We start from the raw sequence: 23,595 nt of genomic DNA, 5'->3' as shown, positions 1-23,595 counted from the left end.
TCGCGGGGTGGAGCAGTTCGGTAGCTCGTCGGGCTCATAACCCGAAGGTCGCAGGTTCAAATCCTGCCCCCGCAACCAAAAAATATATCCTTTTAAATAAGGAGCGCCCGAAGGGTGCAACCAATTAAAATCAAAATGGTCCGGTAGTTCAGTTGGTTAGAATGCCTGCCTGTCACGCAGGAGGTCGCGGGTTCGAGTCCCGTCCGGACCGCCATTTAAATCATAAGGCTCGGTAGCTCAGTTGGTAGAGCAACGGACTGAAAATCCGTGTGTCGGCGGTTCGATTCCGTCCCGAGCCACCATTTACAAATATATATTTTGGCGGTTGTGGCGAAGTGGTTAACGCACCAGATTGTGGCTCTGGCATTCGTGGGTTCGATTCCCATCAATCGCCCCAAATAAAATCGCGGGTGTAGTTTAGTGGTAAAACCTCAGCCTTCCAAGCTGATGTCGTGGGTTCGATTCCCATCACCCGCTCCATTTCTATATCGTCATGGGCCTGTAGCTCAGCTGGTTAGAGCGCACGCCTGATAAGCGTGAGGTCGATGGTTCGAGTCCATTCAGGCCCACCATACCATGACAATTACATTCCACAGTAGCTCAGTGGTAGAGCTATCGGCTGTTAACCGATCGGTCGCAGGTTCGAATCCTGCCTGTGGAGCCATATGGAGAAGTACTCAAGTGGCTGAAGAGGCGCCCCTGCTAAGGGTGTAGGTCGTGTAAGCGGCGCGAGGGTTCAAATCCCTCCTTCTCCGCCATGACGGCCCGTTGGTCAAGCGGTTAAGACACCGCCCTTTCACGGCGGTAACACGGGTTCGAATCCCGTACGGGTCATCCTGAAACCTTGCATATCCTGCAAGGTTTTTTTATTTTCCTAAAACGATATAATATACATCTGATTTTGTTTTTTATTTTTATATCAGATTTACAACAAAAAACTCCATATCTCTTGTTTTTCTTCAGAAAATGAAGTTTTATGTCAATAAATATAAGCGCTTTCTAGAAAGGGCTTTTTTTTATTTCTCCGAATAAATAATATAAATGAAAACTATGATGTCAGAAAGGATGATTACATGGCCGCTGCCAGCCCAACAGCACATGATGTTTATCTTTTTCACGAAGGCAGTCTGTTTAAAAGCTATCAGCTGTTTGGCTCGCATTATCGCGAGCTGAATGGCCAAACCGGGTATGAGTTTTGTGTGTGGGCGCCTCATGCGTCAGAAGTTCGAGTGGCTGGGGATTTTAACAGTTGGTCAGGTGAGCTTCATGTGATGCAAAAAGTTAATGATAACGGCATTTGGACATTATTTGTTCCAGGTTTGAAAGAAAAGGAACGATATAAGTATGAAATCGTGACAAATAGCGGAAAGACTATGCTGAAGGCAGACCCGTATGCTTTTTATTCAGAGGTGAGACCGAATACGGCGTCTCTTACTTACGATCTTGCAGGGTACAGCTGGCATGATCAAAAGTGGCAAAAGAAGCAGAAAGATAAAACGATATATGAAAAGCCGGTTTTTATTTATGAGCTTCACCTTGGTTCATGGAAGAAGCATTCCGATGGCACGCTTTACTCCTATGAAGAATTAGGCCAGTCTCTTATTCCTTATATCAAAGAGCAGGGGTTTACCCATATCGAGCTGCTGCCCGTTTATGAACATCCTTATGATCGCTCTTGGGGTTATCAAGCAACGGGGTATTACAGCCCGACAAGCCGATTTGGCACGCCTCATGATTTGATGAGGTTTGTGGATGAATGCCATCAGGCAAACATCGGCGTCATACTTGATTGGGTCCCCGGACATTTTTGTAAAGATTCTCATGGGCTTTATATGTTTGATGGAGCGCCTCTTTACGAATATCAAGAAGAGCGTGACCGGGAGAACTGGCTGTGGGGCACCGCTAACTTTGATTTAGGAAAACCGGAAGTTCAAAGTTTTTTAATTTCTAATGCGTTGTACTGGGCGGAATTCTATCATATAGATGGTTTTAGGGTCGATGCCGTGGCCAATATGCTGTATTGGCCAAATCAGGCTGAACGCCATATGAATCCATATGCAGTTGCATTTTTAAAGAAGCTGAATCAAACAATGCGGGAGGCATATCCGCATGTCATGATGATAGCGGAAGATTCCACCGAATGGCCTCAAGTAACAGGTTCTGTTGAGGAAGGGGGACTCGGCTTTCATTTTAAATGGAACATGGGCTGGATGAATGATGTGCTGAGATACATGGAGACGCCTTTTGAACAAAGGCGGCACTGCCATCAGCTCGTGTCTTTTTCCTTGCTTTATGCTTTTAGTGAACATTTTGTCTTGCCATTTTCTCATGATGAAGTCGTGTATGGGAAAAAATCACTTCTTCATAAAATGCCTGGCGACTATTGGCAGAAATTTGCCCAATATCGGCTTTTACTCGGTTATATGACCGCTCATCCCGGTAAAAAACTCATTTTTATGGGTTCGGAATTTGCTCAATTCGATGAATGGAAAGATACAGAACAGCTTGATTGGTTCTTGAACACCTTCCCCATGCATCAGAAAGCAAGTGTTTTTACTCAAGATCTTCTCCGCTTTTATCAAAAAAGCAAAATCCTTTATGAAAATGACCATCGTGCTCAATCATTTGAATGGATTGATGTCCACAATGAGGAGCAATCAATTTTCTCTTTTATTCGGTACGGCAGACGGCACGGTGAGGCGCTTATCATCTTATGTAATTTTACACCCTCGGTCTATCATCAATACGATGTAGGCGTTCCCTTTCTTACCCAATATATCGAAGTGTTGAACAGTGACAATGAAAAATATGGGGGCTCAGGTCAATTGAATAAAAAGCCGTTAGCAGCCAAATCTGGAGCTGTTCATCAAAAACCGTACTATATCACGATGACAATCCCCCCTTATGGCATTTCGATAATGCGGGCGGTGAAAAAAAGAGGAGAGATAAAATAATGAAAAAACAATGTGTGGCTATGCTCCTTGCCGGCGGGAAGGGCAGCCGTCTCAGCGGATTAACAAAAAATATGGCAAAACCGGCCGTATCTTTTGGGGGGAAATACCGGATTATTGATTTTACGCTCAGCAACTGCTCGAATTCAGGCATAGACACAGTAGGCATCTTAACGCAATATCAGCCATTGGAGCTGAATTCCTATATTGGCATTGGCAGTGCATGGGACCTTGACAGGCACAATGGGGGCGTTACAGTATTGCCTCCTTATGCTGAGTCATCCGAAGTGAAATGGTATAAAGGGACGGCAAGCGCAATTTATGAAAATCTTAATTACCTGAACCAATATGATCCCGAGTATGTGCTGATCTTATCAGGCGATCACATTTATAAAATGGACTACGGCAAAATGCTTGATTTTCATATTGAAAAGAAAGCGGATGTGACCATCTCCGTGATTGAAGTGGGATGGGAAGAAGCAAGCCGATTCGGCATCATGAAAGCAAATGAAGACGGGGTCATCACACATTTTGATGAAAAGCCTAAATTCCCAAAGAGCAATTTGGCATCCATGGGTATTTATATTTTCAATTGGCCCCTCTTGAAGCAATATCTTGAGATGGATGACCGGAATCCGTATTCAAGCCATGACTTCGGCAAAGATATCATTCCTCTTCTTTTGGAGGAGAAAAAGAAGCTTTCCGCTTATCCGTTTAAAGGATATTGGAAGGATGTCGGAACGGTGCAGAGCTTATGGGAGGCCAATATGGATTTGCTGAAAGACCAGTCTGAACTGGGGCTGTTTGAACGCAATTGGAAGATTTACTCTGTCAATCCGAATCAGCCTCCGCAATTTATTTCGCCTGAGGCGCAGGTTCATGACTCACTTGTGAATGAGGGGTGTGTTGTTTATGGGAATGTGTCTCACTCCGTTCTTTTTCAAGGGGTCACCGTCGGTAAGCACGCAACGGTCAAGCGTTCAGTGATTATGCCGGATGTGACAATCGGTGAGCATGTCGTGATTGAGAATGCCATCGTGCCTAAGGGATTGGTGCTTCCAGATGGCGCTGTGATTAAATCTGAAACAGACATTCAGGAGGTGCTGCTTGTATCGGAGGAATTTGTAGAGAAAGAATTGATTTAATGACTGAAGAGGAGGCAGAATCAGTTGATCAATAATCAAATGTTAGGTGTTATAGATGAAACCACATATAAGCATTCTCTTCAGGATTTAACCGCACAGCGGTCACTTGGTGCGATTCCTTTTGCTGGCAGGTACCGTTTGATAGATTTTATGCTGTCCAATATGGTGAATGCAAATATTAGGAGTGTAGCGATTTTTCCGAAGTATCGCTACCGGTCTCTTATGGATCATCTTGGAGCCGGGAAGGAATGGGATTTGCACCGAAAAAAGGACGGCCTCTTTTTTTTCCCGTCACCGCATTTGCATGATGAGTATGATGAATTCGGTTCATTCCGCCAGTTTTCTGATCATCTCGATTACTTTCATAGAAGTACACAGCAATATGCCATCATCACCAACAGCCATACTGTATGCAACATTCAATTTCAATATGTGTTAAAAAGACATCAGGAGGTGGGCTGTGACATTACCGAGGTCTTTCAGGACGGTCAGTCGCTCCAAATCTATATCATGTCTTCTAAACTCTTGAAAGAATTGATCTACGGACATGTTGAAAAAGGATATAGAACCATTCAAGAAGTTGTTGAAAAAGAAGCTTCCGCATTGACCATTTGCCCATACGAATATTCGGGGTATGCGGCCGTTATTGATTCTGTAGAAAAGTATTATACCCATAGCATGGAGCTTATTCAGCCGCGTTTTTGGCAGCAGGTGTTTTTGCCACAGCAGCCGATTTATACAAAAGTGAAGGATGAGCCCCCAACAAAATACGGGAAGTACAATACCGTTAGAAATTCTTTAGTGGCAAACGGCTGTGTGCTTGAGGGAGAGGTCGAAAACTGCATCTTGTTCAGGGCGGTGCATGTCGGGAAAGGCACGAAGCTGAAAAATTGCATTATTATGCAAAAAACGCAGATTGGTGAGAATTGTTTGCTGGAGCAGGTGATTGCTGATAAGGATGTCAAAATCGGCAATGCGACTGAAGTCTCGGGAACGGAGGAGCAGCCGCTCGTATTAAAAAAAGGATTGGTGCAAGGAGAGTTGATGAATTCTTGAAGGTGTTATTTGCTGTCTCAGAATGTACCCCGTTTGTAAAATCAGGAGGCTTGGCCGATGTGGCCGGCGCGCTGCCCAAAGTGCTTTCTCGTCTTGGGAACGACGTAGCGGTGATCATGCCGAAATACAGTCAAATCCCTGAAGCCTGGCAAAAACGTATGAAGAAAACAGCTGAATGTACAGTTGCTGTTGGCTGGCGTCAGCAATATTGCGGAATTGAACATTTGGCTGAAGATGGTGTGAATTATTATTTTATCGACAATAAATATTATTTTTCAAGGGATTCCCTGTACGGGCATTTTGACGACGGAGAGCGGTTTGCTTATTTTTCAAGAGCTGTGCTGGAAGCGGCAGAAGCAGTGAATTTTCAAGCTCATATCGTTCATACTCATGACTGGCATACAGCTATGGTCAATTACTTGTTGAAAGAGGAATACAGCAAGCACCCCTTTTATGAGCAGATGAAAAGTGTGCTCACGATCCATAACTTGCAGTTTCAAGGTGTTTTCCCGCCAGAGGTGACACATGACTTGCTCGGGCTGGACATGAGTCATTTTCATTATGAAAGATTAGAATGCAATGGATTTGTTAATTTTATGAAAGCGGGGATTATTGCTGCTGATCATGTAACAACGGTGAGCCCGACTTATAGAAATGAAATCTTAACGCCTTATTACGGCGAGCAGCTTGAGCCAGTTTTGCAGTATAGGGAAAAGGATTTAACAGGGATCTTAAACGGTATTGACGACTCTTTCTATCAGACAGAGAGCAATCCGTATATTGAAGTGCATTACGATCCTGAACATCTTGATTTAAAGGAAGAAAATAAAACGAAGCTCCAGCAGCGGATGGGCCTTCCGGTACGAAAAGATATTCCGCTGATCAGTATGGTAACAAGGCTGACCAAACAGAAGGGGCTTGATCTTGTTAAGAGAATGATGCACGAGCTGCTGGAGGAGAGAGACATACAGCTGATTGTGCTCGGTACGGGGGAACGGGAATTTGAGGACTACTTCCGGTACATTGAATTTGCATTTCACGATAAATGCAGGGCGTATATTGGGTTTGATGAGCCGCTCGCCCATCAGATTTATGCGGGCTCAGATTTGTTTTTGATGCCCTCGAAATTTGAGCCGTGCGGTCTGGGGCAGATGATTGCGCTTCAATATGGCACTATTCCGATTGTCAGAGAAACGGGCGGGCTTTATGATACAGTCCGTTCCTACCGGGAGGAAGAGGGAACAGGCAACGGTTTTACGTTCTCAGCCTTTAATGCTCATGATCTGAAATTTACGATCGAGAGGGCGCTGTCGTTTTATCGCCAAAAGGATGTATGGAAGAGCATCATGAAAACTGCAATGAATACAGATTACAGCTGGAAACAATCAGCAAAACAATATCAGCGCATTTTCGAGCATGTGACAAGGAGTGGACGGGATGTTCTCGAGTAAAGAACGCTTTGCAGCCTTATTTTTAAAGCGTCTGGAAATGACGTGCGGGAAAAGCTTTCAAGAATCTTCCAAGCTTGATCAATATAAAACCTTAGGCAATATGATTAGAGAGTACATCAGCGCTGATTGGATTCAGACCAATGAAAGAAGCAGGTCCAATTCCGGAAAGCAGACATATTATTTGTCGATTGAATTTCTTCTCGGGCAGCTCCTTGAACAGAATTTAATGAATCTCGGTATACGGGATGTAGTGGAAGCGGGTCTGAAAGAGATCGGCATCAGTCTAGACGAGATCCTTTATATGGAGAGCGATGCGGGGTTGGGGAATGGCGGTCTCGGGCGATTGGCTGCTTGCTTCTTAGATTCTCTGGCTTCGTTAAATTTGCCTGGGCATGGGATGGGTATTCGGTATAAGCATGGCTTATTTGAACAAAAGATTGTTGACGGGCATCAAGTTGAGCTGCCTGAGCAATGGCTGAAAAACGGAAATGTATGGGAAGTAAGAAATGCTGATCAGGCGGTTGACGTGCCGTTTTGGGGCGAGGTGCATATGACTGAAAAAAACGGCCGTCTGCATTTTCGTCATGAACAAGCAACAATCATTACCGCCGTCCCTTACGATATCCCGATCATCGGATATGATACGGGCACAGTCAACACGTTAAGACTTTGGAACGCCGAGCCTTATGCGCATTATCACGGCGGCAATATTTTGTCTTATAAACGGGAAACAGAAGCTGTATCTGAATTTTTGTATCCTGATGACACGCATGACGAGGGTAAGATATTACGGCTGAAGCAGCAGTACTTTTTAGTGTGTGCCAGTTTAAAAAGCATAGTGAACAATTACCGCAAAACGAATCAATCATTATATAGCCTGCATAAAAAAGTAAGCATTCATATTAATGACACCCATCCTGCACTTGCTGTGCCAGAGCTGATGCGGATTTTGCTTGATGAAGAGAACATGAGCTGGGAAGATGCCTGGCATATCACGGTACATACAATTTCCTATACGAATCATACGACACTGTCAGAAGCGCTTGAAAAATGGCCGATTCATTTATTTAAGCCGTTGCTCCCGCGAATGTATATGATTATTGAAGAGATTAATGAGAGGTTTTGCAGAGCGGTTTGGGAGAAGTATCCCGGTGACTGGAAAAGGATAGAGGATATGGCGATTACGGCGCACGGAGTTGTCAAAATGGCTCACCTCGCAATAGTGGGAAGCTACAGTGTCAACGGAGTTGCCAAAATTCATTCCGACATATTAAAGGAACGGGAAATGCGTCATTTTCATTTGATGTTTCCGAATCGGTTTAACAATAAAACAAATGGAATTGCCCATAGACGCTGGCTGTTAAAAGCCAACCCCGGCTTGTCCGCCATGATAACAGATGCGATAGGCAATGAATGGATAAAACATCCGGAATCCCTGATTCAGCTCGCACCGTACGCTACTGATCCCGCTTTTATTGAGCAGTTCCAAAATAACAAAAGCAGAAAAAAGCAAGAGCTTGCTGATCTGATTTTTTGCACGGCCGGAGTGGCAGTGAATCCGGACAGCATATTTGACGTGCAGGTGAAACGGCTGCATGCGTATAAACGGCAGCTGCTGAATGTTCTTCATATTATGTATTTGTATAACCGCCTGAAGGAGGATTCGGGATTTTCAATTTATCCGCAAACCTTTATTTTCGGAGCAAAGGCTTCACCAAGCTATCATTACGCGAAGAAAATCATTAAACTGATTCATTCCGTTGCGGAGAAGGTAAATTATGATCCGGCGGTGAGGCAGCTGCTCAAGGTCGTTTTTTTAGAAAATTACAGGGTTTCTATGGCGGAGCAGATTTTTCCGGCATCAGATGTAAGTGAACAAATCTCGACTGCAAGCAAGGAAGCGTCCGGTACAGGAAATATGAAGTTTATGATGAATGGCGCGCTGACAATCGGCACACATGACGGGGCGAATATTGAAATTCTGCAACGCGTCGGAGCTGATTGTGTTTACACATTTGGTTTGAAGGCGGATGACGTCCTTTCCTATCAGGAAAACGGAGGCTACAGATCAAGGGAATATTATCAGCATGACCGCAGAATCAGGCAGGTTGCCGATCAGCTGATCAACGGCTTTTTTGAAGGTGAACCTGATGAATTTGAATCCATTTATGATTCGCTGCTGCCGCATAATGACGAGTATTTTGTGTTAAAGGATTTCAGCTCATATGCGGATGCTCAGGAGCGTGTTCAAGCTGATTATCAAGATCGGCGAAAATGGTCAGAGCGTTCAATCTTAAACATTGCCCATTCAGGCTATTTTTCAAGCGACCGGACGATTCATGAATATGCGAAACACATTTGGGGAATTAACCCAATGGTGTAAAAAAGCCGCTGTTTTAGCGGCTTTTTTTGTTCAAAGATTCATTGAATAGATCGTAAAGGATAAGACTGTTGCAAAGGCACTCCATAAAAAATAAGGCACAAGAAGCCAGCTTGCGGCCCTGCTGTATACTTTTGCAATGATGATCACAACCAGCGCTGTTATGGTGACAAGCAGGCAGTCAATGGATGCGGCAAGGAGATTCTTTTGTGTAAACTGAAAATAACTGAATGCCTGATTCAGCACATAATTGATCAAGAACGCCAGCCAAAAGCTTTTCGCTTGTCTAAATGACCTTTTGGCATAAACAATGGCAGCTGAAAGAGAAATCAGTGCAAACAGAATGGCCCAGATGATGCCGATCGTTGGCCCGCTTGGCGTCCAGTCTGGCTTTTTCAGTGAATGATACCAATTTTTGTCGATCGGAAATAGATAGTCTGCGGCTGAAAACAGCGCGTATGTAAGGATAAAAACCACAATTGCGCCGATCATCTTTTTCATGTGTTTCCTCCGGTATGTATTTATTTTACATGTACTTTCTCTTTATCTTGGATAGACACCCCCGCGGTATGCGGGGGTGATGATGTAGATGAGCTGCAGTTATACGGTTTGTATACAAATGCAGACATTACCTTTTTCCCGGGGGTGTCAATCTGCATGGAGGTCGCCAAACGTCGTCATGATGCCTTCTTCATCCAGCTCTTCCTCATAACGTTCATGTGCCCTGCTTGGATACACTGTAATTTCTTTGCCTGTAATATCTGTGGCAATGAAATTCTCATATGATTCTGTATTGCCGATATTTTCTTCGGCATTCATTGTCATATCATCATAGCTGAGCGGCGGATTTTCCATGTCCTGCGGTGTTTCTGAGTTTCCGTATTTTTCAACGTCCTGGTAGGAGTCTTCACTGTCATAAGGCGCTCTGATTTCTTCATCATCGTCAAATTCAAATTGACCGAAGGGTGTTTCTTCCTCAATCGGACGGTCTTTGGAAACGACATCCTGTGATGAATACTCTGCGAGCGTCGTGGCAGTTGGAAGCGCTTCAAGACGTTCATAAGGGATTTCTTTTCCGCTGACCTCACAAATCCCGTACGTGCCGTTTTCTATGGCCTTCAATGAATGCTCAATGTCCCGGAGATGCTCCCGTTCATGCAAATCAAGAGCAATGTCTTTTTCACGCTCATAAAGCTCTGTCGCCTGATCCCCTGGGTGGTTGTCATAAGCAGAAAGCTCACCCCATGAATCATACGGAAAGGCGGAATTGAGCTGAAAGTGGTCATTGTCTTTGAAGCGGTTCAATATATCTTCCTTCGTTTCTTCAAGTTCTTTTTTTAAATGCTGAAGCTGTTCGTTTGTAAGCAATATAATCGCCTCGTTTCTCTGTAATGCATACCTTTAGTATGGACAGATCGCCTGAGAACTTTCATAAATCCCTTGTGGAGGAATATAGGAGATTTTCCTTATATGGTAAGCGGATACAACCTTTGCTATCAGTGGAGAAAGAAATTTAAGGTTTGTTTCTTTTTCATTTCTGGAATTAGGTTTATAATAGGTAAGGCAGGCCATTTGGACTGCATGATCTGTGTATTTGACACAATGTAGACACAGGTGTATGGTATTAAAAGCATTTTAAGAATTATGGAGGAATGTCTCATGGTGACAACGGTGCAGCGTACGTTCCGAAAGGAAGTTCTACATGCATTATATAAAGCCAAAGAAGTCAACCATGCTGTCTTAATAAGCTATTCGAGACAAATTGAGTCTCTTGACCCTCTATCATTTTTCAATTACGGAGCAAAAAAATATACAGGCAATCGATTTTTTTGGTCAGAACCTGAAAGTGAATTGACAATAGTCGGTCTTGGCAAAGAAGCTGTTTTCCATACGAGTCAAAAAAACGACGAGCGGTATCGTGAGATTTTTGAACAATGGGAGCGCTTTAAAAAGACGGCTTTTCATATTTATGAAGAAGAAAAGCTGCAGCACTCTGCAGTGGGACCTGTTTTATTCGGAGGCTTTTCCTTCGACCCTTACGAAGAAAGAGGTACTGAATGGGACCATTTCTCGGAAGGGGATTTCTTTGTGCCTTCGCTTATGCTGACGATAACTGCTGAAGGCCCATTCCTGACAGTTAACAGATGGGTAAGCGGAGAAGATGATGCAGAAGCTGTTTTGGAAGGCTTAAAATCTTTTGCAGCGGAATTTATGATCCCTGACTTCAATCAAGAAGATCAGGCTGTCATGACAGCATCTCAGGAGCTGGATAAGTCTGATTGGCTGAAAGCAATCGAAACGGCAACAAGCCAAATTAAAGAGAAACAATATGATAAAGTGGTTCTTGCCAGAGAGCTGCTGCTCACGTTTGATGGTCCGGTCAAAATTGAACCGGTGCTTAAAACGCTTTTGACCGATCAGCAGACAAGCTATGTTTTTGCAATCGAACAAGAAGGCAAAACCTTTGTCGGCGCTTCTCCGGAAAGACTGATCAAAAGAGACGGGAACACTGTCATGTCTACTTGTCTGGCAGGTTCTATAAAGCGCGGCTCCGATGAAGAAGAAGACCGCCGCATCGGCCTTGAATTATTAAACGATGAGAAAAATCTGCAGGAGCATGATATTGTTGTAGACATGATTCATAACGCTTTTGTATCAAGCTGTTCGGACGTTGAAAAGCCTGACAAACCTGTATTGTACAAAACGAAAAGCGTCCAGCACTTATTTACGCCGATTGTCGGGCAGCTTCGTGATTCGGCTTCGCTATTTGACTTAATAGAGAAATTGCATCCTACTCCGGCGCTTGGGGGAGCACCTCAGAAAAAAGCGGTAGAAGTGATTAGAGAGGTCGAACCGATGTCCCGCGGCTGGTATGCGGCTCCTGTCGGCTGGATTGACAGTCAGGATAACGGAGAATTTGCTGTTGCCATCCGTTCAGGGCTGATTGAAGGCAGCACAGCACGCCTGTTTGCCGGGTGCGGCATTGTGGAAGACTCTGAACCGCAATCGGAATACGAAGAAACACAGATGAAATTAAAGCCGATGATCTCTGCACTGGGAGGTGAGAGACGTTGACAGTGAACCCGATTACTCATTACATCGGAAGTTTTATTGATGAATTCGCTCTTTCCGGAATTACAGACGCTGTCGTTTGTCCAGGCTCAAGATCCACACCGCTGGCAATTCTTGCAGCCGCGCATCCGGATATCAACGTCCATATCCAAATTGATGAAAGATCTGCCGGATTTTTTGCATTGGGGCTGGCAAAAGCACAGCAGCGTCCCGTGCTTCTGATTTGCACATCAGGAACGGCCGCGGCCAACTTTTATGCGGCTGTGATTGAAGCCCATTATTCAAGAGTACCGATTATAGTGTTAACTGCTGATCGGCCGCACGAGCTGCGTGAAGTAGGCGCACCGCAGGCCATTAATCAGCACTTCTTATTCGGTAACTTTGTTAAGTTTTTCACAGACTCTGCTCTTCCCGAAGAGTCGCCGCATATGCTGAGATATATCCGAACGCTGGCAGGACGTGCCGCCGGGGAAGCACAAAAGCGTCCAATGGGTCCTGTGCACGTGAATGTACCGCTTCGTGAGCCGCTGATGCCTGATCTTTCTGATCAGCCGTTTGAAAGAATGAGAACTGGGCGTCACGTGTCAGTGAAAACGGGTACGCAATCGGTGGACCGGAACTCTCTGTCTGACGTGGCTGCAATGCTGAAAGAGGCCGAAAAAGGCATGATCGTCTGCGGAGAACTGCACAGTGATGCTGATAAACAAAACATTGTGGAGCTGTCAAAAGCGCTGCATTATCCAATTTTAGCTGACCCGCTGTCTAACCTGCGGAACGGCGTCCATGATAAAAGCACCGTTATTGATGCGTATGACTCATTTTTAAAAGATGATGAGCTGAAGTCAGCACTGCGGCCTGATGTCGTGATCCGTTTCGGACCGATGCCTGTTTCAAAGCCGGTTTTCTTGTGGCTGAAGGATGACCCAGCCATTCAGCAGATTGTGATTGATGAGGATGGCGGCTGGAGAGACCCAACACAGGCAAGCGCACATATGATTCACTGCAGCCCGTCTAGTTTTGCCGAGGCGATCATGGCTGAACAGACTGGAGTGGACCGAACTTTGGAATGGCTGGAAAAATGGCAGATTGTGAACCAGCGTTTCCGTGAGCATTTGCAAACGGTCAGCAATGAAGAGGTTTCATTTGAGGGCAACCTCTACCGAATCCTCCAGCATCTTGTGCCCGAAAATAGCTCGCTCTTTGTCGGAAACAGCATGCCAATCAGGGATGTTGATACGTTTTTCGAAAATCAGGACCGCAATTTCCGTATCTATTCAAACCGTGGCGCAAATGGGATTGATGGTGTCGTCTCTTCTGCCATGGGTGTTTGTGAAGGAACAAAAGCGCCTGTGACACTCGTGATCGGGGATTTGTCTTTTTATCATGATTTAAACGGGCTGCTGGCGGCTAAAAAATTGGACATTCCGCTTACTGTGATCCTCGTGAACAATGACGGCGGAGGGATTTTTTCATTTTTACCGCAAGCATCTGAAAAGACACACTTTGAAGATTTGTTCGGCACGCCGACCGGGCTCGATTTCAAGCATGCTGCTGAGCTTTACGGAGGCACGTATTCATGCCCGGCTTCGTGGGATGAATTTAGAGCATCATACGCACCGCAGGCTGACAAGCCCGGCCTTCACATTATAGAAATCAAAACGGATCGCCAATCAAGAGTTCAGCTTCATCGTAATATGCTGAATGAGGCTGTGCGGGAAGTGAAAAAACAATGGGAACTGTAAACATAACTGTTGCAGACGGCGTCCGATATGCTGTGACAGACGATCGGCCCAGTGCTCCTGATGCCGTCGTCTGTCTGCACGGGTTTACCGGCAGCAAAGAATCCTGGGCCTTTCTCGACCAGTTGCTGCCTAATTCTCGTGTCATCAAAATTGATTGCTTAGGGCACGGAGAAAGTGATGCCCCGCTGAATGGAAAAAGATATAGCACGAGCCGGCAAGTTTCAGACCTTGCCGAGATATTTGATCATTTAAAACTTCACAAAGTGAAACTTATTGGTTATTCTATGGGGGGAAGGCTTGCTTATTCCTTTGCCGTGACATACCCCAAACGGATATCAGCGCTTGTGCTCGAAAGCACGACGCCCGGCCTTAAAACCCTCGGGGAACGGAAAGAACGAATCTTGCGGGATCGGAAGCTTGCGGATTTTATTTTGCGTGACGGGATCAAAGCCTTTGTGGACTATTGGGAAGGCATCCCTTTGTTTTCGACGCAACAGCGGCTTGCTGATGAGGTTCGCCAAAGGATACGATTGGGCCGTCTGAGAAACAATAACATTGGGCTGGCCAACAGTTTAATCGGTATGGGCACCGGTTCACAGCCTTCCTGGTGGAGCCGGTTAAAAGATGTTGCGGCGCCTGTGCTTCTCATCTGCGGAGAATGGGACGAAAAGTTTTGCGCCATTAATCAAGAGGTGCATAAGAAGCTTCCATCTAGTAGAATAGAGATTGTTCCTGAAGCAGGCCATACAGTGCATGTGGAACAGCCGCATTTTTTTGGTAAAATAGTGAGTGAGTTTTTAACAAATGTATAACTCGGTACATGGAAAAATAGAGGAGGTCATATCATGGCTGTAGAATGGAAAACTGAACGTACATATGATGAAATATTGTATGAAACGTATAATGGTATTGCAAAAATAACAATCAACCGCCCTGAGGTACATAACGCCTTTACACCTAAAACGGTTGCTGAAATGATTGATGCATTTGCTCGCGCGAGAGATGATCAAAACATCGGCGTTATCGTGCTTGCCGGTGCCGGAGACAAAGCGTTTTGTTCTGGCGGAGACCAAAAAGTGCGCGGACACGGCGGTTATGTAGGCGACGACCAAATTCCGCGTTTAAACGTACTGGATCTTCAGCGTTTAATTCGTGTCATTCCAAAACCTGTTGTTGCGATGGTATCCGGATATGCGATTGGCGGAGGACACGTGCTTCACATCGTATGTGACTTGACAATCGCTGCCGACAATGCGATTTTCGGACAAACCGGCCCTAAAGTGGGAAGCTTTGACGCAGGTTACGGTTCAGGCTACCTGGCTCGCATCGTAGGACATAAAAAAGCCCGTGAAATCTGGTACCTTTGCCGTCAGTACAACGCGCAGGAAGCGCTGGATATGGGACTTGTCAACACAGTTGTTCCTTTGGAACAGCTTGAAGAAGAAACGATTAAATGGTGTGAAGAAATGCTTGAGAAAAGCCCGACCGCACTTCGTTTTCTTAAAGCTGCGTTTAACGCGGACACAGACGGACTTGCTGGAATTCAGCAGTTTGCAGGGGATGCAACCCTTCTTTACTACACTACTGATGAAGCGAAAGAAGGCCGTGATTCCTTTAAGGAGAAACGCAAACCGGATTTCGGCCAATTCCCGCGTTTTCCGTGATCAGCAGATACGTATGAAACCAACAGCTTGAGCCATTGCGGTCCAAGCTGTTTTCTCTTTTAAATCAAGTAATTTCACCTCGGAGATGATGACATGCTGACAGAACAGCCCAACTGGCTCCTGCAACGGGCACAGCTAACACCTGATAGAATCGCTCTCATTTATGGAGATCAAACCGTGACATTTGCTGAATTATTTGCCGCATCCAAACGAATGGCGTCACAGCTTTCAGCTCATTCTTTTCGAAAAGGGGACACCGCGGCTCTTCTGCTCGGAAACCGGGCGGAGATGGTATATGCTGTTCACGCTTGCTTTTTGCTCGGCGTAAAAGCGGTCTTGCTGAATACAAAGCTGTCTAAACATGAAAGGCTGTTCCAACTGGAGGATTCCGGCGCCCGCTTTTTACTGACGGACGAAAGTTTTGACATGCAGGATTATGAGCAAATGGTTGAAACCATTAATATCGATGAACTGGTAAAAGAAGAGGCACAGGATATTGAAATTGAGCCGTACATGCAAATGGACGCAACGGCGACGCTCATGTATACCTCCGGGACAACGGGCAAGCCCAAGGGAGTTCAGCAAACGTTTGGAAATCATTATTTCAGTGCGGTGTCTTCTGCTCTTAATTTGGGTATAACAGAAAAAGACCGCTGGCTTATCGCGCTGCCGCTCTTTCATATCAGCGGACTGTCAGCGTTATTTAAATCTGTGATTTACGGAATGACGGTCGTGCTTCACCAGCGTTTTTCAGTAAGTGATGTATTGGATTCTATCGACAGGCATCAAGTTACGATTATTTCTGCGGTGCAGACAATGCTGGCAAGTCTTTTGGCAGAAACAAACCGCTGCCCGTCATCCATCAGATGCATCCTGCTCGGCGGAGGTCCTGCGCCGCTTCCTTTGCTAGAAGAATGCCGAGAGAAAGACTTCCCCGTTTTTCAATCATATGGAATGACGGAGACATGCTCACAAATCGTTACTCTCTCACCGGAATTCAGTATGGAAAAGCTCGGATCAGCAGGAAAACCGCTGTTTTCATGCGAAATCAAAATTGAGCGGGACGGAAAAGCGTGTGAGCCGTTTGAACACGGTGAAATTATGGTGAAAGGCCCGAATGTCATGAAGAGCTATTTCAACCGGGAAAGCGCAAATAAAGCATCCTTTCAAAATGGCTGGCTGAAAACAGGCGATCTCGGTTATTTGGACGGTGAAGGATTTTTATATGTATTGGACAGGCGATCAGATCTTATCATTTCAGGCGGAGAAAATATTTATCCCGCTGAAGTGGAGTCTGTGCTGCTTTCTCATCCGGCTGTTGCAGAAGCCGGCGTTGCAGGCGCGGAGGACATAAAATGGGGAAAAGTGCCTCATGCTTATCTTGTGCTCCAGCAGCCTGTCAGAGCTGAAGAACTGACCGCATTTTGCAAAGAACGATTGGCGAAATATAAAGTTCCGGCAAAATTCTTTGTATTAGACCGCCTGCCGCGCAATGCGTCGAATAAGCTATTGCGAAATCAGCTGAAGGATGCGCGTAAAGGAGAACTGTTATGATCGAAATAGAAAAAATTACGCTTTATCATTTGAGCATGAATCTAAAAAAACCGTTTAAAAACAGTATTGAGACACTTCAGGAGCGCAAATTTTTGATCGTGGAAGCCATCGATATATCCGGAGTTACAGGATGGGGGGAAGTATCTGCGTTCTCCTCACCGTGGTACACCGAGGAAACGATTGGTACTTGTCTGCATATGCTGAAGGATTTTTTTATTCCTAATGTCGTCAGACGTGAATTTAGCCACCCATCTGAAGTGCCGGACAGCCTGGCACGCTACAAAGGTAATAGGATGGCAAAAGCGGGGCTTGAATCAGCTGTTTGGGATATTTATGCAAAAAAGAAGGGAATTCCTCTTGCGGAGGCATTAGGTGGGACAAGAGACAAAGTCCCTGCCGGGGTTGTTGTCAGCTTAGCGCCTCTTGAGGATATGCTGAAAGAAATTGAGGCTTATCAAAAAGAAGGCTATCAAAGAATTAAAATTAAAATTCAGCCAGGACAAGATGTGGAACTGGTAAAAGCCATCCGCTGCCGCTTCCCTGGCATCCCGCTGATGGCTGATGCGAATTCCTCTTATGAACTCAAGGATATCAGCCGCTTAAAGGAGCTTGATGAATATCATTTAATGATGATTGAACAGCCGCTCCAAGCTGACGATATTGTTGATCACCGCCACTTGCAGAAGCATATGAAAACGGCGATTTGCCTTGATGAAAGCATTTGCTCAGCTGATGACGCGAGACGGGCGATTGAGCTGGGAAGCTGTAAAGTAATTAATATCAAGCCTTCTCGCGTCGGCGGATTGACGGAAGCTCTAAAAATCCATGATCTGTGCAAAGAGCACAATATGCCGGTTTGGTGCGGAGGAATGCTGGAGACTGGCATTTCAAGAGCGCAAAACGTGGCGCTGGCTTCCTTGCCTCAATTTACAATACCGGGCGATATTTCGTCATCTTCAAGGTATTGGGATGAGGATATTGTGACCCCTGATATCCGTATCGATAACGGATTTATTTCTGTGTCGAAACAGCCTGGTTTAGGGGTTGAAGTAAATCAGGAAATAATGAGAAAATATGTGACCAAAATGGATGTTTTCACACAGCATGGATGAGAAAAAGACATTTTATCAATTTGAGAGAATGTGAGTGTGCTGTTATAGTAAAAGCGTTGAATACATCCCTTCTCGTTTAGACCGGCTGCTGAACCAGCCGGTTTTTTTATGTGAAAATGTCTTGACAGAAATGGACAAACGCGATAATTTTGCACTAAGGAAACTTTTTGTCCTATATAAACAAAACATGCTTATGTCTAATTAAATGTCACATGTCTAAGAAAACACATCATATGATAAAACAACAGGACATCGATGGCAAAGAGGAGGGAACAAATGAAAAAACGAGGGCTGATAGCGGCATTGATCCTTGCATGCCTTGCGTTATCGGGCTGTGGATCAGAGTCTTCCGGTAAAAGCTTTGATCAGGGACTGCAAGTGACGGCAACGACATCTCAGATTGCGGACGCTGCTGAAAAAATCGGCGGAACGCATGTTAAGGTCACTTCTTTAATGGGACCGGGAGTAGACCCCCATCTTTACAAAGCGTCACAAGGTGATACGAGAAAATTAACATCAGCAGACGTTGTGCTTTACAGCGGCTTGCATCTCGAAGGGAAGATGGAAGACATTCTCCGTAAAATCGGTGAACAAAAACAAGCTGCAGCGGTCGCCGAAGCGATTCCGAAAAGCAAGCTTATTTCTGCGGGGAAAGGGAAGATGTATGACCCTCACGTCTGGTTCAGCATCCCATTATGGATTTACGCAATTGATGAAATTGAAGAGCAATTCAGCAAAGCAATGCCTGAGCATGCAGATGACTTTAAGAAGAACGCAAAAGAGTACAAGGATAATTTGCAAAATTTAGATAAATGGGCGCGTCAGGAGATTGCGAATATTCCGGAGAAAAGCCGTGTCCTTGTAACCGCCCACGATGCGTTTGCGTATTTTGGGAAAGAGTATGGATTTAAAGTAGAAGGCCTGCAGGGACTCAGCACAGATTCAGATTATGGCTTAAGGGATGTACAGGACCTGGTTGAGCTTTTGGCAGAAAAACAAATTAAGGCTGTTTTTGTAGAAAGCAGCGTGTCTGAAAAATCAATTAATGCTGTGGTGGAAGGAGCTAAAGAAAAAGGCCATTCGGTGTCAATCGGCGGTCAGCTCTATTCAGATGCAATGGGTGAAAAGGGGACAAAAGAAGGCACATACGAAGGCATGTTCCGCCATAATATCAACACGATTACGGAAGCGCTTAAATAAGGAATAGAGGTGAAAAAAATGTTTCCTGTTGAGCTGGAAAATGTAACAGTCGCTTATGATAAAAAGCCCGTTCTGCAAGAGATTTCGCTGCAGGTGCCGGAGGGGAAATTAATCGGTATTATCGGCCCAAACGGCGCTGGAAAGTCCACCTTGATCAAAACGATTCTCGGTCTTGTGCCCCGTGCCTCAGGAGACATCTCCATTTACGGCGAAACTTATAAACAACAGCGGACAAGAATCGGATATGTGCCGCAGCGAGGTTCGGTTGATTGGGATTTTCCTACCAGCGCTCTCGATGTCGTGCTGATGGGAAGGTACGGACGAATCGGCCTGCTGAAAAGACCGAAAAAGGCAGATGTGGAAATGGCTGAATCGGCTTTAGAAAAAGTCGGCATGCTCGATTATGCGAAAAGGCAGATCAGCCAGCTGTCAGGGGGCCAGCAGCAGCGGGTATTTCTTGCCCGGGCACTTTGTCAGGACGCCGACATTTACTTTATGGATGAACCGTTTGCCGGCGTGGATGCAGCGACGGAGCGGGCAATTATGACTCTTTTGGCGGAGCTTAAGGATAAAGGCAAAACCGTACTTGTCGTCCACCACGACCTGCAAACCGCCGAAGACTATTTCGATTGGATATTGCTGCTTCATTTAAGGAAAATCGCCTTCGGACCGGCAGAGGACGTGTTTTCGATTGAAAACCTTCAAAAAACGTATGGAGGAAGGCTGACATTTTTAAAAGATAAAGTGCTGGCAGAAGGTAATAAGGGGTGAGCGCATTGATAGAAAGTTTGTGGCTGCAACTCCAGCATCCGAATACACAGTGGGTGTTGGCTGGGACGCTTTTGCTCGGCGCAGCAAGCGGTGTGTTGGGGAGCTTTGTGCTGCTTAGAAAACAAAGTTTAATCGGAGATGCGATGGCTCATTCTGCCCTGCCGGGTGTGTGTCTCGCTTTTCTGTTCACCGGAGAAAAATCGCTCCCTTTCTTTTTGCTCGGTGCGGCGCTTGCAGGGCTTCTCGGAACGTGGATGATTCAGCTGATACCGCGGCTTTCAAAAACAAAAGAGGACTCGGCAATCGGAATCGTTCTCTCTGTGTTCTTTGGCGTCGGCATTATACTGCTGACATATATTCAGCAACTGGGCTCGGGAAGCCAAAGCGGACTTGATTCCTTTCTGTTCGGCCAGGCAGCTTCATTAGTCAGACAGGATATCATTCTTATTGCGGGAGTATCCGCCGTTTTATTGCTGCTTTGTACGGTCTTTTTTAAGGAATTTAAAATCATTACCTTTGATATCGCATTTGCAAAGGGATTGGGATTGCCGGTGCGTTTTTTAAACGGACTATTGGCCTGTCTTATTGTCTGCGCTGTTGTGATAGGGCTTCAAACTGTAGGTGTTATCTTAATGGCAGCTATGCTCATTACTCCTGCGATTGCCGCAAGATATTGGACCGAGCGTTTAACGGGCATGATCATAATTGCCGGGATGGCAGGCGGGATGAGCGGCGTGTCCGGAACGTTGCTGAGCACAACAATGGAGGGCATGGCGACAGGGCCTTTGATGATTTTATCGGCGACGATCATTTTTCTTTTTTCAATGATTTGCGCACCTAAGCGGGGATTGGCTGCTAAAGGGATAAGATTAATAAGGCTGCGAAGAAAAACAAACCGGGAGCAGGTGCTTCTGACGATTTTTGAGCAGTATGAACATAGTGAAGTATATGTAACGGAGGAAAGTGTACGAAAGAAGAGGCGGCTTTCACCTTCATTATGTCATAAAGTTTTGGAAGATTTGGAAAAAGAGAGGTGCGTCGTGCGGATTGGAAACGGGATTTGGCAAGTGACACAGGCTGGGATAGAAAAAGGTTATCTTACGGCTTTAAAATATCGGATGTATGAAATGTACCTCATGCATGAAATGGATATGGAAAATGCAGATGCGGATCAGGATGATTTTGTGCCGGACCGATTGCCGGAGGCCACAAGAGATAGACTTCTTTCACTTTTGAAGCTGCATGGCAGGATGCCTGAGCTCCGTCAGCCATACCCTGAAATCGAAAAGGGGAAGATTGCCAATGAGCTTTGAAGCGTGGATTATAGCGACGGGCATACTAGTCGGTGTCAGCTGTGCGTTGATCGGAACTTTTCTTGTATTAAGGAGAATGGCAATGCTGGCCGATGCCATCAGCCATACTGTTTTGCTTGGAATTGTTGGTGCTTTTCTTGTGACAAAAAGCCTGGACGGGATTCCGATGTTCATCGGGGCAGCCGTGTCAGGACTGTTAACAGCATTTTTGGTACAGCTTCTTCACAGCAAAGGGATTCAATCAGATGCCGCCATAGGAGTTGTTTTTACCTCCTTATTTGCAGTTGGTGTCATTTTGTTATCAGTATATGGAGCGAATGTCCATCTCGATATTGAACATTCGCTAATGGGAGAAATCGCTTTTGTGCCATGGAATACGGTTACGATATTCGGAGTGGACATCGGGCCAAAAGCGTTTTGGATGCTGGTTGCTGTGCTGCTTATCAACATAACGATGGTCAGTGTATGTTATAAGGAGTTTAAAATTGCTTCGTTTGATCCGCAAATGGCTTTGGCCATCGGGATACCGGTTATGCTGATTCATTACCTCCAGATGGGTATGCTGTCGCTAACGACCGTTGCCTCCTTTGATTCAGTCGGCGCCATATTGGTTGTGGCGATGCTGATTGTACCGCCTGCTGCTGCCCATCTATTAACGGACCGGCTGCTTTATATGCTGATTATCAGCGCGGTCATCGGAGGGCTGTCAGCTCTATTGGGCTATATCTGCGCAACATGGCTCAATGTTTCCATTTCCGGAGCGATGGCGTCAATGACAGGGGTTTTTTATGCTGGTGCCTTTTTATTTTCGCCATCAAACGGAGTGATGACGAAAAAGATGAGAACGCTCAAAACACAAAAAGAAAGAGCTGTCTGATGCCAGCTCTTTCTTTTATTTTTACAAATCTTGTGGTTTAAACGTTTTGCAGTCTGTTTCCCGGCTGTTTTCGGCAGTCTCGCCAGTATGGCTGACAACATAAATGGCATCGGCTGTGCATCTGTTGCCTTTGTCCCAATAAGAACAGTTGTTGACCTCGCATAGGATTTTCTGGTCCATGCCATCCCCTCCTTATAAAGGTTCAAGCTTAGTATAGCCGGTGGGCTTAGGCCCTATTCCTCCTGCTGGCGGATATACCGTTTATCCTTCATAAACAGCTTCCAGAAGAAATAGAAGCCCGGGAAGAGGATAATGAATGCAACGATATATGTCATAAACAGCGCTCTGAACGTGGCGGGCTCGGTGAAACCGGACATGATCGTCACGTCAGGATAAATCATATAAGGGAGGTGGGCGCGGCCGTACGCGTAGCTTGCCAGAAAATACTGTATCGCAATCGCGACAAGCGCCAGTCTGGGTTTCCCAATCTTTTTGCCGAAGCTTTTGTTAGGCAGAAAAAGAGCTATGCCTGCGATGATGAATGTAATAAACGACGCAATAATCCAGGAAAAATCATTCATCATTCCAGTATAAAGCCAGTTTGCTTCATTCCGCATCGTTAGCATAATGCATATGGCAAATAGGAGCGAAATCGGACCGGTGATTAAGGCGCTTTTTCTGTATGCCGTGTAGGCGTCCTGTTCCTCAGCCACATTCGAAACATCCGCCAGCAGCAGGGAGGATAAAAATAAAGTGCTTAAAATCGCAAACCCTATAAATGAATAGGCGTTTGGGCTTGTCAAAATGGTAGACATATTCAAGCTGTATACCCCGTCTGTGCTTTCGATAAATCCACCATGTGTCACCGGAAGAACCAAAATCAGAACAGCGGGAATAATAAAACCGGAGATGCCGGAAATATATCTTAACAATTTCCTTTCCTTCGCTGTGTTTGAAAAAACGAGAAAACCGCTTCGGATTGCTAAAAGCAATAAAATAATGCTGCCGGGAATTAATAAAACAGTTCCGAGCACAAACGTTGCACCTGGAAAAAAGCTGAAAAGCGCAACGACAATGGCCACGATAAAGACGTTAGTGACCTCCCAAGTCGGCGATAGAAAGCGATTCGCGATATCAGTCGCCTTCATATGCTCCTTGTTTAAGTAGATCATAGACCAAAATCCCGCTCCGAAATCCATTGTGGCCATGACGGCATAAATAAACACAAAACCCCAAATAATTGAGATGGCGATCAGAGCGTCCGTTGAAATGTCCATTTGTCGATCTTCCTTCCATTTAGTTTCCTG

Annotated in this window: 19 protein-coding genes and 9 tRNA genes; 24 read left to right on the top strand and 4 right to left on the bottom strand. The window is 45.4% G+C overall.

The features are described from left to right. Nucleotide 1 precedes the first annotated feature (1 nt). From NSU16_RS15120 to glgP, 14 genes are all read left to right on the top strand, one after another. Nucleotides 2-78: transfer RNA gene (locus NSU16_RS15120), tRNA-Met, on the top strand. Between the two features lie 59 nt (nucleotides 79-137). After that, nucleotides 138-214, top strand: a tRNA-Asp gene (locus NSU16_RS15115). A 12-nt stretch (nucleotides 215-226) separates the two neighbouring features. Continuing rightward, nucleotides 227-302, top strand: a tRNA-Phe gene (locus tag NSU16_RS15110). A gap of 19 nt (nucleotides 303-321) precedes the next feature. Continuing rightward, nucleotides 322-397 (top strand) — tRNA-His (locus tag NSU16_RS15105). 9 nt (nucleotides 398-406) lie between these two features. After that, nucleotides 407-480: transfer RNA gene (locus tag NSU16_RS15100), tRNA-Gly, on the top strand. A gap of 15 nt (nucleotides 481-495) precedes the next feature. After that, nucleotides 496-572, top strand: a tRNA-Ile gene (locus NSU16_RS15095). A 17-nt stretch (nucleotides 573-589) separates the two neighbouring features. Then, nucleotides 590-664: transfer RNA gene (locus tag NSU16_RS15090), tRNA-Asn, on the top strand. Between the two features lie 3 nt (nucleotides 665-667). Then, a tRNA-Ser gene (locus tag NSU16_RS15085) sits at nucleotides 668-758 on the top strand. Nucleotides 759-762: 4 nt separating this feature from the next. After that, nucleotides 763-834, top strand: a tRNA-Glu gene (locus NSU16_RS15080). Between the two features lie 239 nt (nucleotides 835-1,073). Then, nucleotides 1,074-2,954: a 1,4-alpha-glucan branching enzyme gene (gene glgB / locus NSU16_RS15075; protein ID WP_339191388.1), complete on the top strand. Its 1,881-nt coding sequence runs from the start codon at nucleotides 1,074-1,076 to the stop codon at nucleotides 2,952-2,954. Next, nucleotides 2,954-4,096 carry a glucose-1-phosphate adenylyltransferase gene (locus tag NSU16_RS15070; RefSeq protein WP_268449624.1) on the top strand — a complete coding sequence of 381 codons (1,143 nt, stop codon included), beginning with the start codon at nucleotides 2,954-2,956 and terminating at the stop codon, nucleotides 4,094-4,096. Before glgB ends, NSU16_RS15070 begins: the two co-directional genes overlap by 1 nt. A gap of 24 nt (nucleotides 4,097-4,120) precedes the next feature. After that, nucleotides 4,121-5,152: a glucose-1-phosphate adenylyltransferase subunit GlgD gene (glgD, locus tag NSU16_RS15065; RefSeq protein WP_010331611.1), complete on the top strand. Its 1,032-nt coding sequence runs from the start codon at nucleotides 4,121-4,123 to the stop codon at nucleotides 5,150-5,152. Further along, nucleotides 5,149-6,603, top strand: coding sequence for a glycogen synthase GlgA (glgA, locus tag NSU16_RS15060; RefSeq protein WP_339191386.1), 1,455 nt, complete (start codon nucleotides 5,149-5,151; stop codon nucleotides 6,601-6,603). The genes glgD and glgA overlap by 4 nt, the downstream gene beginning before the upstream one ends. Beyond that, a complete protein-coding gene (glgP, locus tag NSU16_RS15055; RefSeq protein WP_339191384.1) occupies nucleotides 6,590-8,986 on the top strand; it encodes a glycogen phosphorylase GlgP in 2,397 nt (798 codons plus the stop codon). Before glgA ends, glgP begins: the two co-directional genes overlap by 14 nt. A gap of 30 nt (nucleotides 8,987-9,016) precedes the next feature. Here the strand turns inward: glgP and NSU16_RS15050 are convergent, their stop codons facing one another. Together NSU16_RS15050 and NSU16_RS15045 are read right to left on the bottom strand one after the other, a co-directional pair. Next, nucleotides 9,017-9,484 (bottom strand): tryptophan-rich sensory protein, encoded by a 468-nt coding sequence (locus tag NSU16_RS15050; RefSeq protein ID WP_339191382.1) that lies wholly within the window; start codon nucleotides 9,482-9,484, stop codon nucleotides 9,017-9,019. Between the two features lie 147 nt (nucleotides 9,485-9,631). After that, on the bottom strand, nucleotides 9,632-10,351 hold the full coding sequence (locus tag NSU16_RS15045; RefSeq protein ID WP_010331607.1) for a yteA family sporulation protein: 720 nt from the start codon (nucleotides 10,349-10,351) through the stop codon (nucleotides 9,632-9,634). A 291-nt stretch (nucleotides 10,352-10,642) separates the two neighbouring features. Here NSU16_RS15045 and NSU16_RS15040 point away from each other — a divergent pair, with 291 nt between their 5' ends. The 10 genes from NSU16_RS15040 to NSU16_RS14995 all read left to right on the top strand — a co-directional run bounded on the left by NSU16_RS15040 (nucleotide 10,643) and on the right by NSU16_RS14995 (nucleotide 22,288). Beyond that, nucleotides 10,643-12,058: an isochorismate synthase MenF gene (locus NSU16_RS15040; protein ID WP_339191381.1), complete on the top strand. Its 1,416-nt coding sequence runs from the start codon at nucleotides 10,643-10,645 to the stop codon at nucleotides 12,056-12,058. Next, the gene (gene menD, locus NSU16_RS15035; RefSeq protein ID WP_339191380.1) at nucleotides 12,055-13,797 is read left to right on the top strand and encodes a 2-succinyl-5-enolpyruvyl-6-hydroxy-3-cyclohexene-1-carboxylic-acid synthase; all 1,743 of its coding nucleotides are present in this window, start codon (nucleotides 12,055-12,057) and stop codon (nucleotides 13,795-13,797) included. The genes NSU16_RS15040 and menD overlap by 4 nt, the downstream gene beginning before the upstream one ends. Continuing rightward, nucleotides 13,785-14,609 carry a 2-succinyl-6-hydroxy-2,4-cyclohexadiene-1-carboxylate synthase gene (gene menH / locus NSU16_RS15030; RefSeq protein ID WP_339191378.1) on the top strand — a complete coding sequence of 275 codons (825 nt, stop codon included), beginning with the start codon at nucleotides 13,785-13,787 and terminating at the stop codon, nucleotides 14,607-14,609. The genes menD and menH overlap by 13 nt, the downstream gene beginning before the upstream one ends. Nucleotides 14,610-14,642: 33 nt before the next feature. Continuing rightward, complete coding sequence (menB, locus tag NSU16_RS15025; RefSeq protein ID WP_010331603.1) at nucleotides 14,643-15,461, top strand: 1,4-dihydroxy-2-naphthoyl-CoA synthase; 819 nt, start codon at nucleotides 14,643-14,645, stop codon at nucleotides 15,459-15,461. A 93-nt stretch (nucleotides 15,462-15,554) separates the two neighbouring features. Then, nucleotides 15,555-17,015: an o-succinylbenzoate--CoA ligase gene (locus tag NSU16_RS15020; RefSeq protein WP_268450036.1), complete on the top strand. Its 1,461-nt coding sequence runs from the start codon at nucleotides 15,555-15,557 to the stop codon at nucleotides 17,013-17,015. Beyond that, entirely contained in the window at nucleotides 17,012-18,127 is a 1,116-nt protein-coding gene (menC, locus tag NSU16_RS15015) for an o-succinylbenzoate synthase (protein ID WP_339191376.1), read from the top strand. The genes NSU16_RS15020 and menC overlap by 4 nt, the downstream gene beginning before the upstream one ends. A 276-nt stretch (nucleotides 18,128-18,403) precedes the next feature. Next, complete coding sequence (locus NSU16_RS15010; RefSeq protein WP_010331600.1) at nucleotides 18,404-19,327, top strand: zinc ABC transporter substrate-binding protein; 924 nt, start codon at nucleotides 18,404-18,406, stop codon at nucleotides 19,325-19,327. An 18-nt stretch (nucleotides 19,328-19,345) separates the two neighbouring features. Beyond that, a complete protein-coding gene (locus tag NSU16_RS15005) occupies nucleotides 19,346-20,098 on the top strand; it encodes a metal ABC transporter ATP-binding protein (protein ID WP_010331599.1) in 753 nt (250 codons plus the stop codon). A gap of 5 nt (nucleotides 20,099-20,103) precedes the next feature. After that, nucleotides 20,104-21,411, top strand: a complete 1,308-nt coding sequence (locus tag NSU16_RS15000) for a metal ABC transporter permease (protein WP_339191375.1) — start codon at nucleotides 20,104-20,106, stop codon at nucleotides 21,409-21,411. Next, complete coding sequence (locus NSU16_RS14995) at nucleotides 21,401-22,288, top strand: metal ABC transporter permease (protein WP_339191373.1); 888 nt, start codon at nucleotides 21,401-21,403, stop codon at nucleotides 22,286-22,288. Before NSU16_RS15000 ends, NSU16_RS14995 begins: the two co-directional genes overlap by 11 nt. A gap of 21 nt (nucleotides 22,289-22,309) precedes the next feature. Here NSU16_RS14995 and NSU16_RS14990 read toward each other — a convergent pair whose 3' ends face one another. Next, entirely contained in the window at nucleotides 22,310-22,468 is a 159-nt protein-coding gene (locus NSU16_RS14990; protein ID WP_010331596.1) for a DUF1540 domain-containing protein, read from the bottom strand. 53 nt (nucleotides 22,469-22,521) lie between these two features. Continuing rightward, the gene (locus NSU16_RS14985; protein ID WP_168748592.1) at nucleotides 22,522-23,565 is read right to left on the bottom strand and encodes a cytochrome d ubiquinol oxidase subunit II; all 1,044 of its coding nucleotides are present in this window, start codon (nucleotides 23,563-23,565) and stop codon (nucleotides 22,522-22,524) included. Between the last annotated feature and the right edge of the window lie 30 nt (nucleotides 23,566-23,595).

This window comes from Bacillus sp. FSL K6-1003 (assembly GCF_037964945.1).
Taxonomy (GTDB): domain Bacteria; phylum Bacillota; class Bacilli; order Bacillales; family Bacillaceae; genus Bacillus; species Bacillus mojavensis.
Note: the sequence above shows the minus strand (reverse complement) of the source record. Positions and strands in the feature narration are given on the sequence as shown.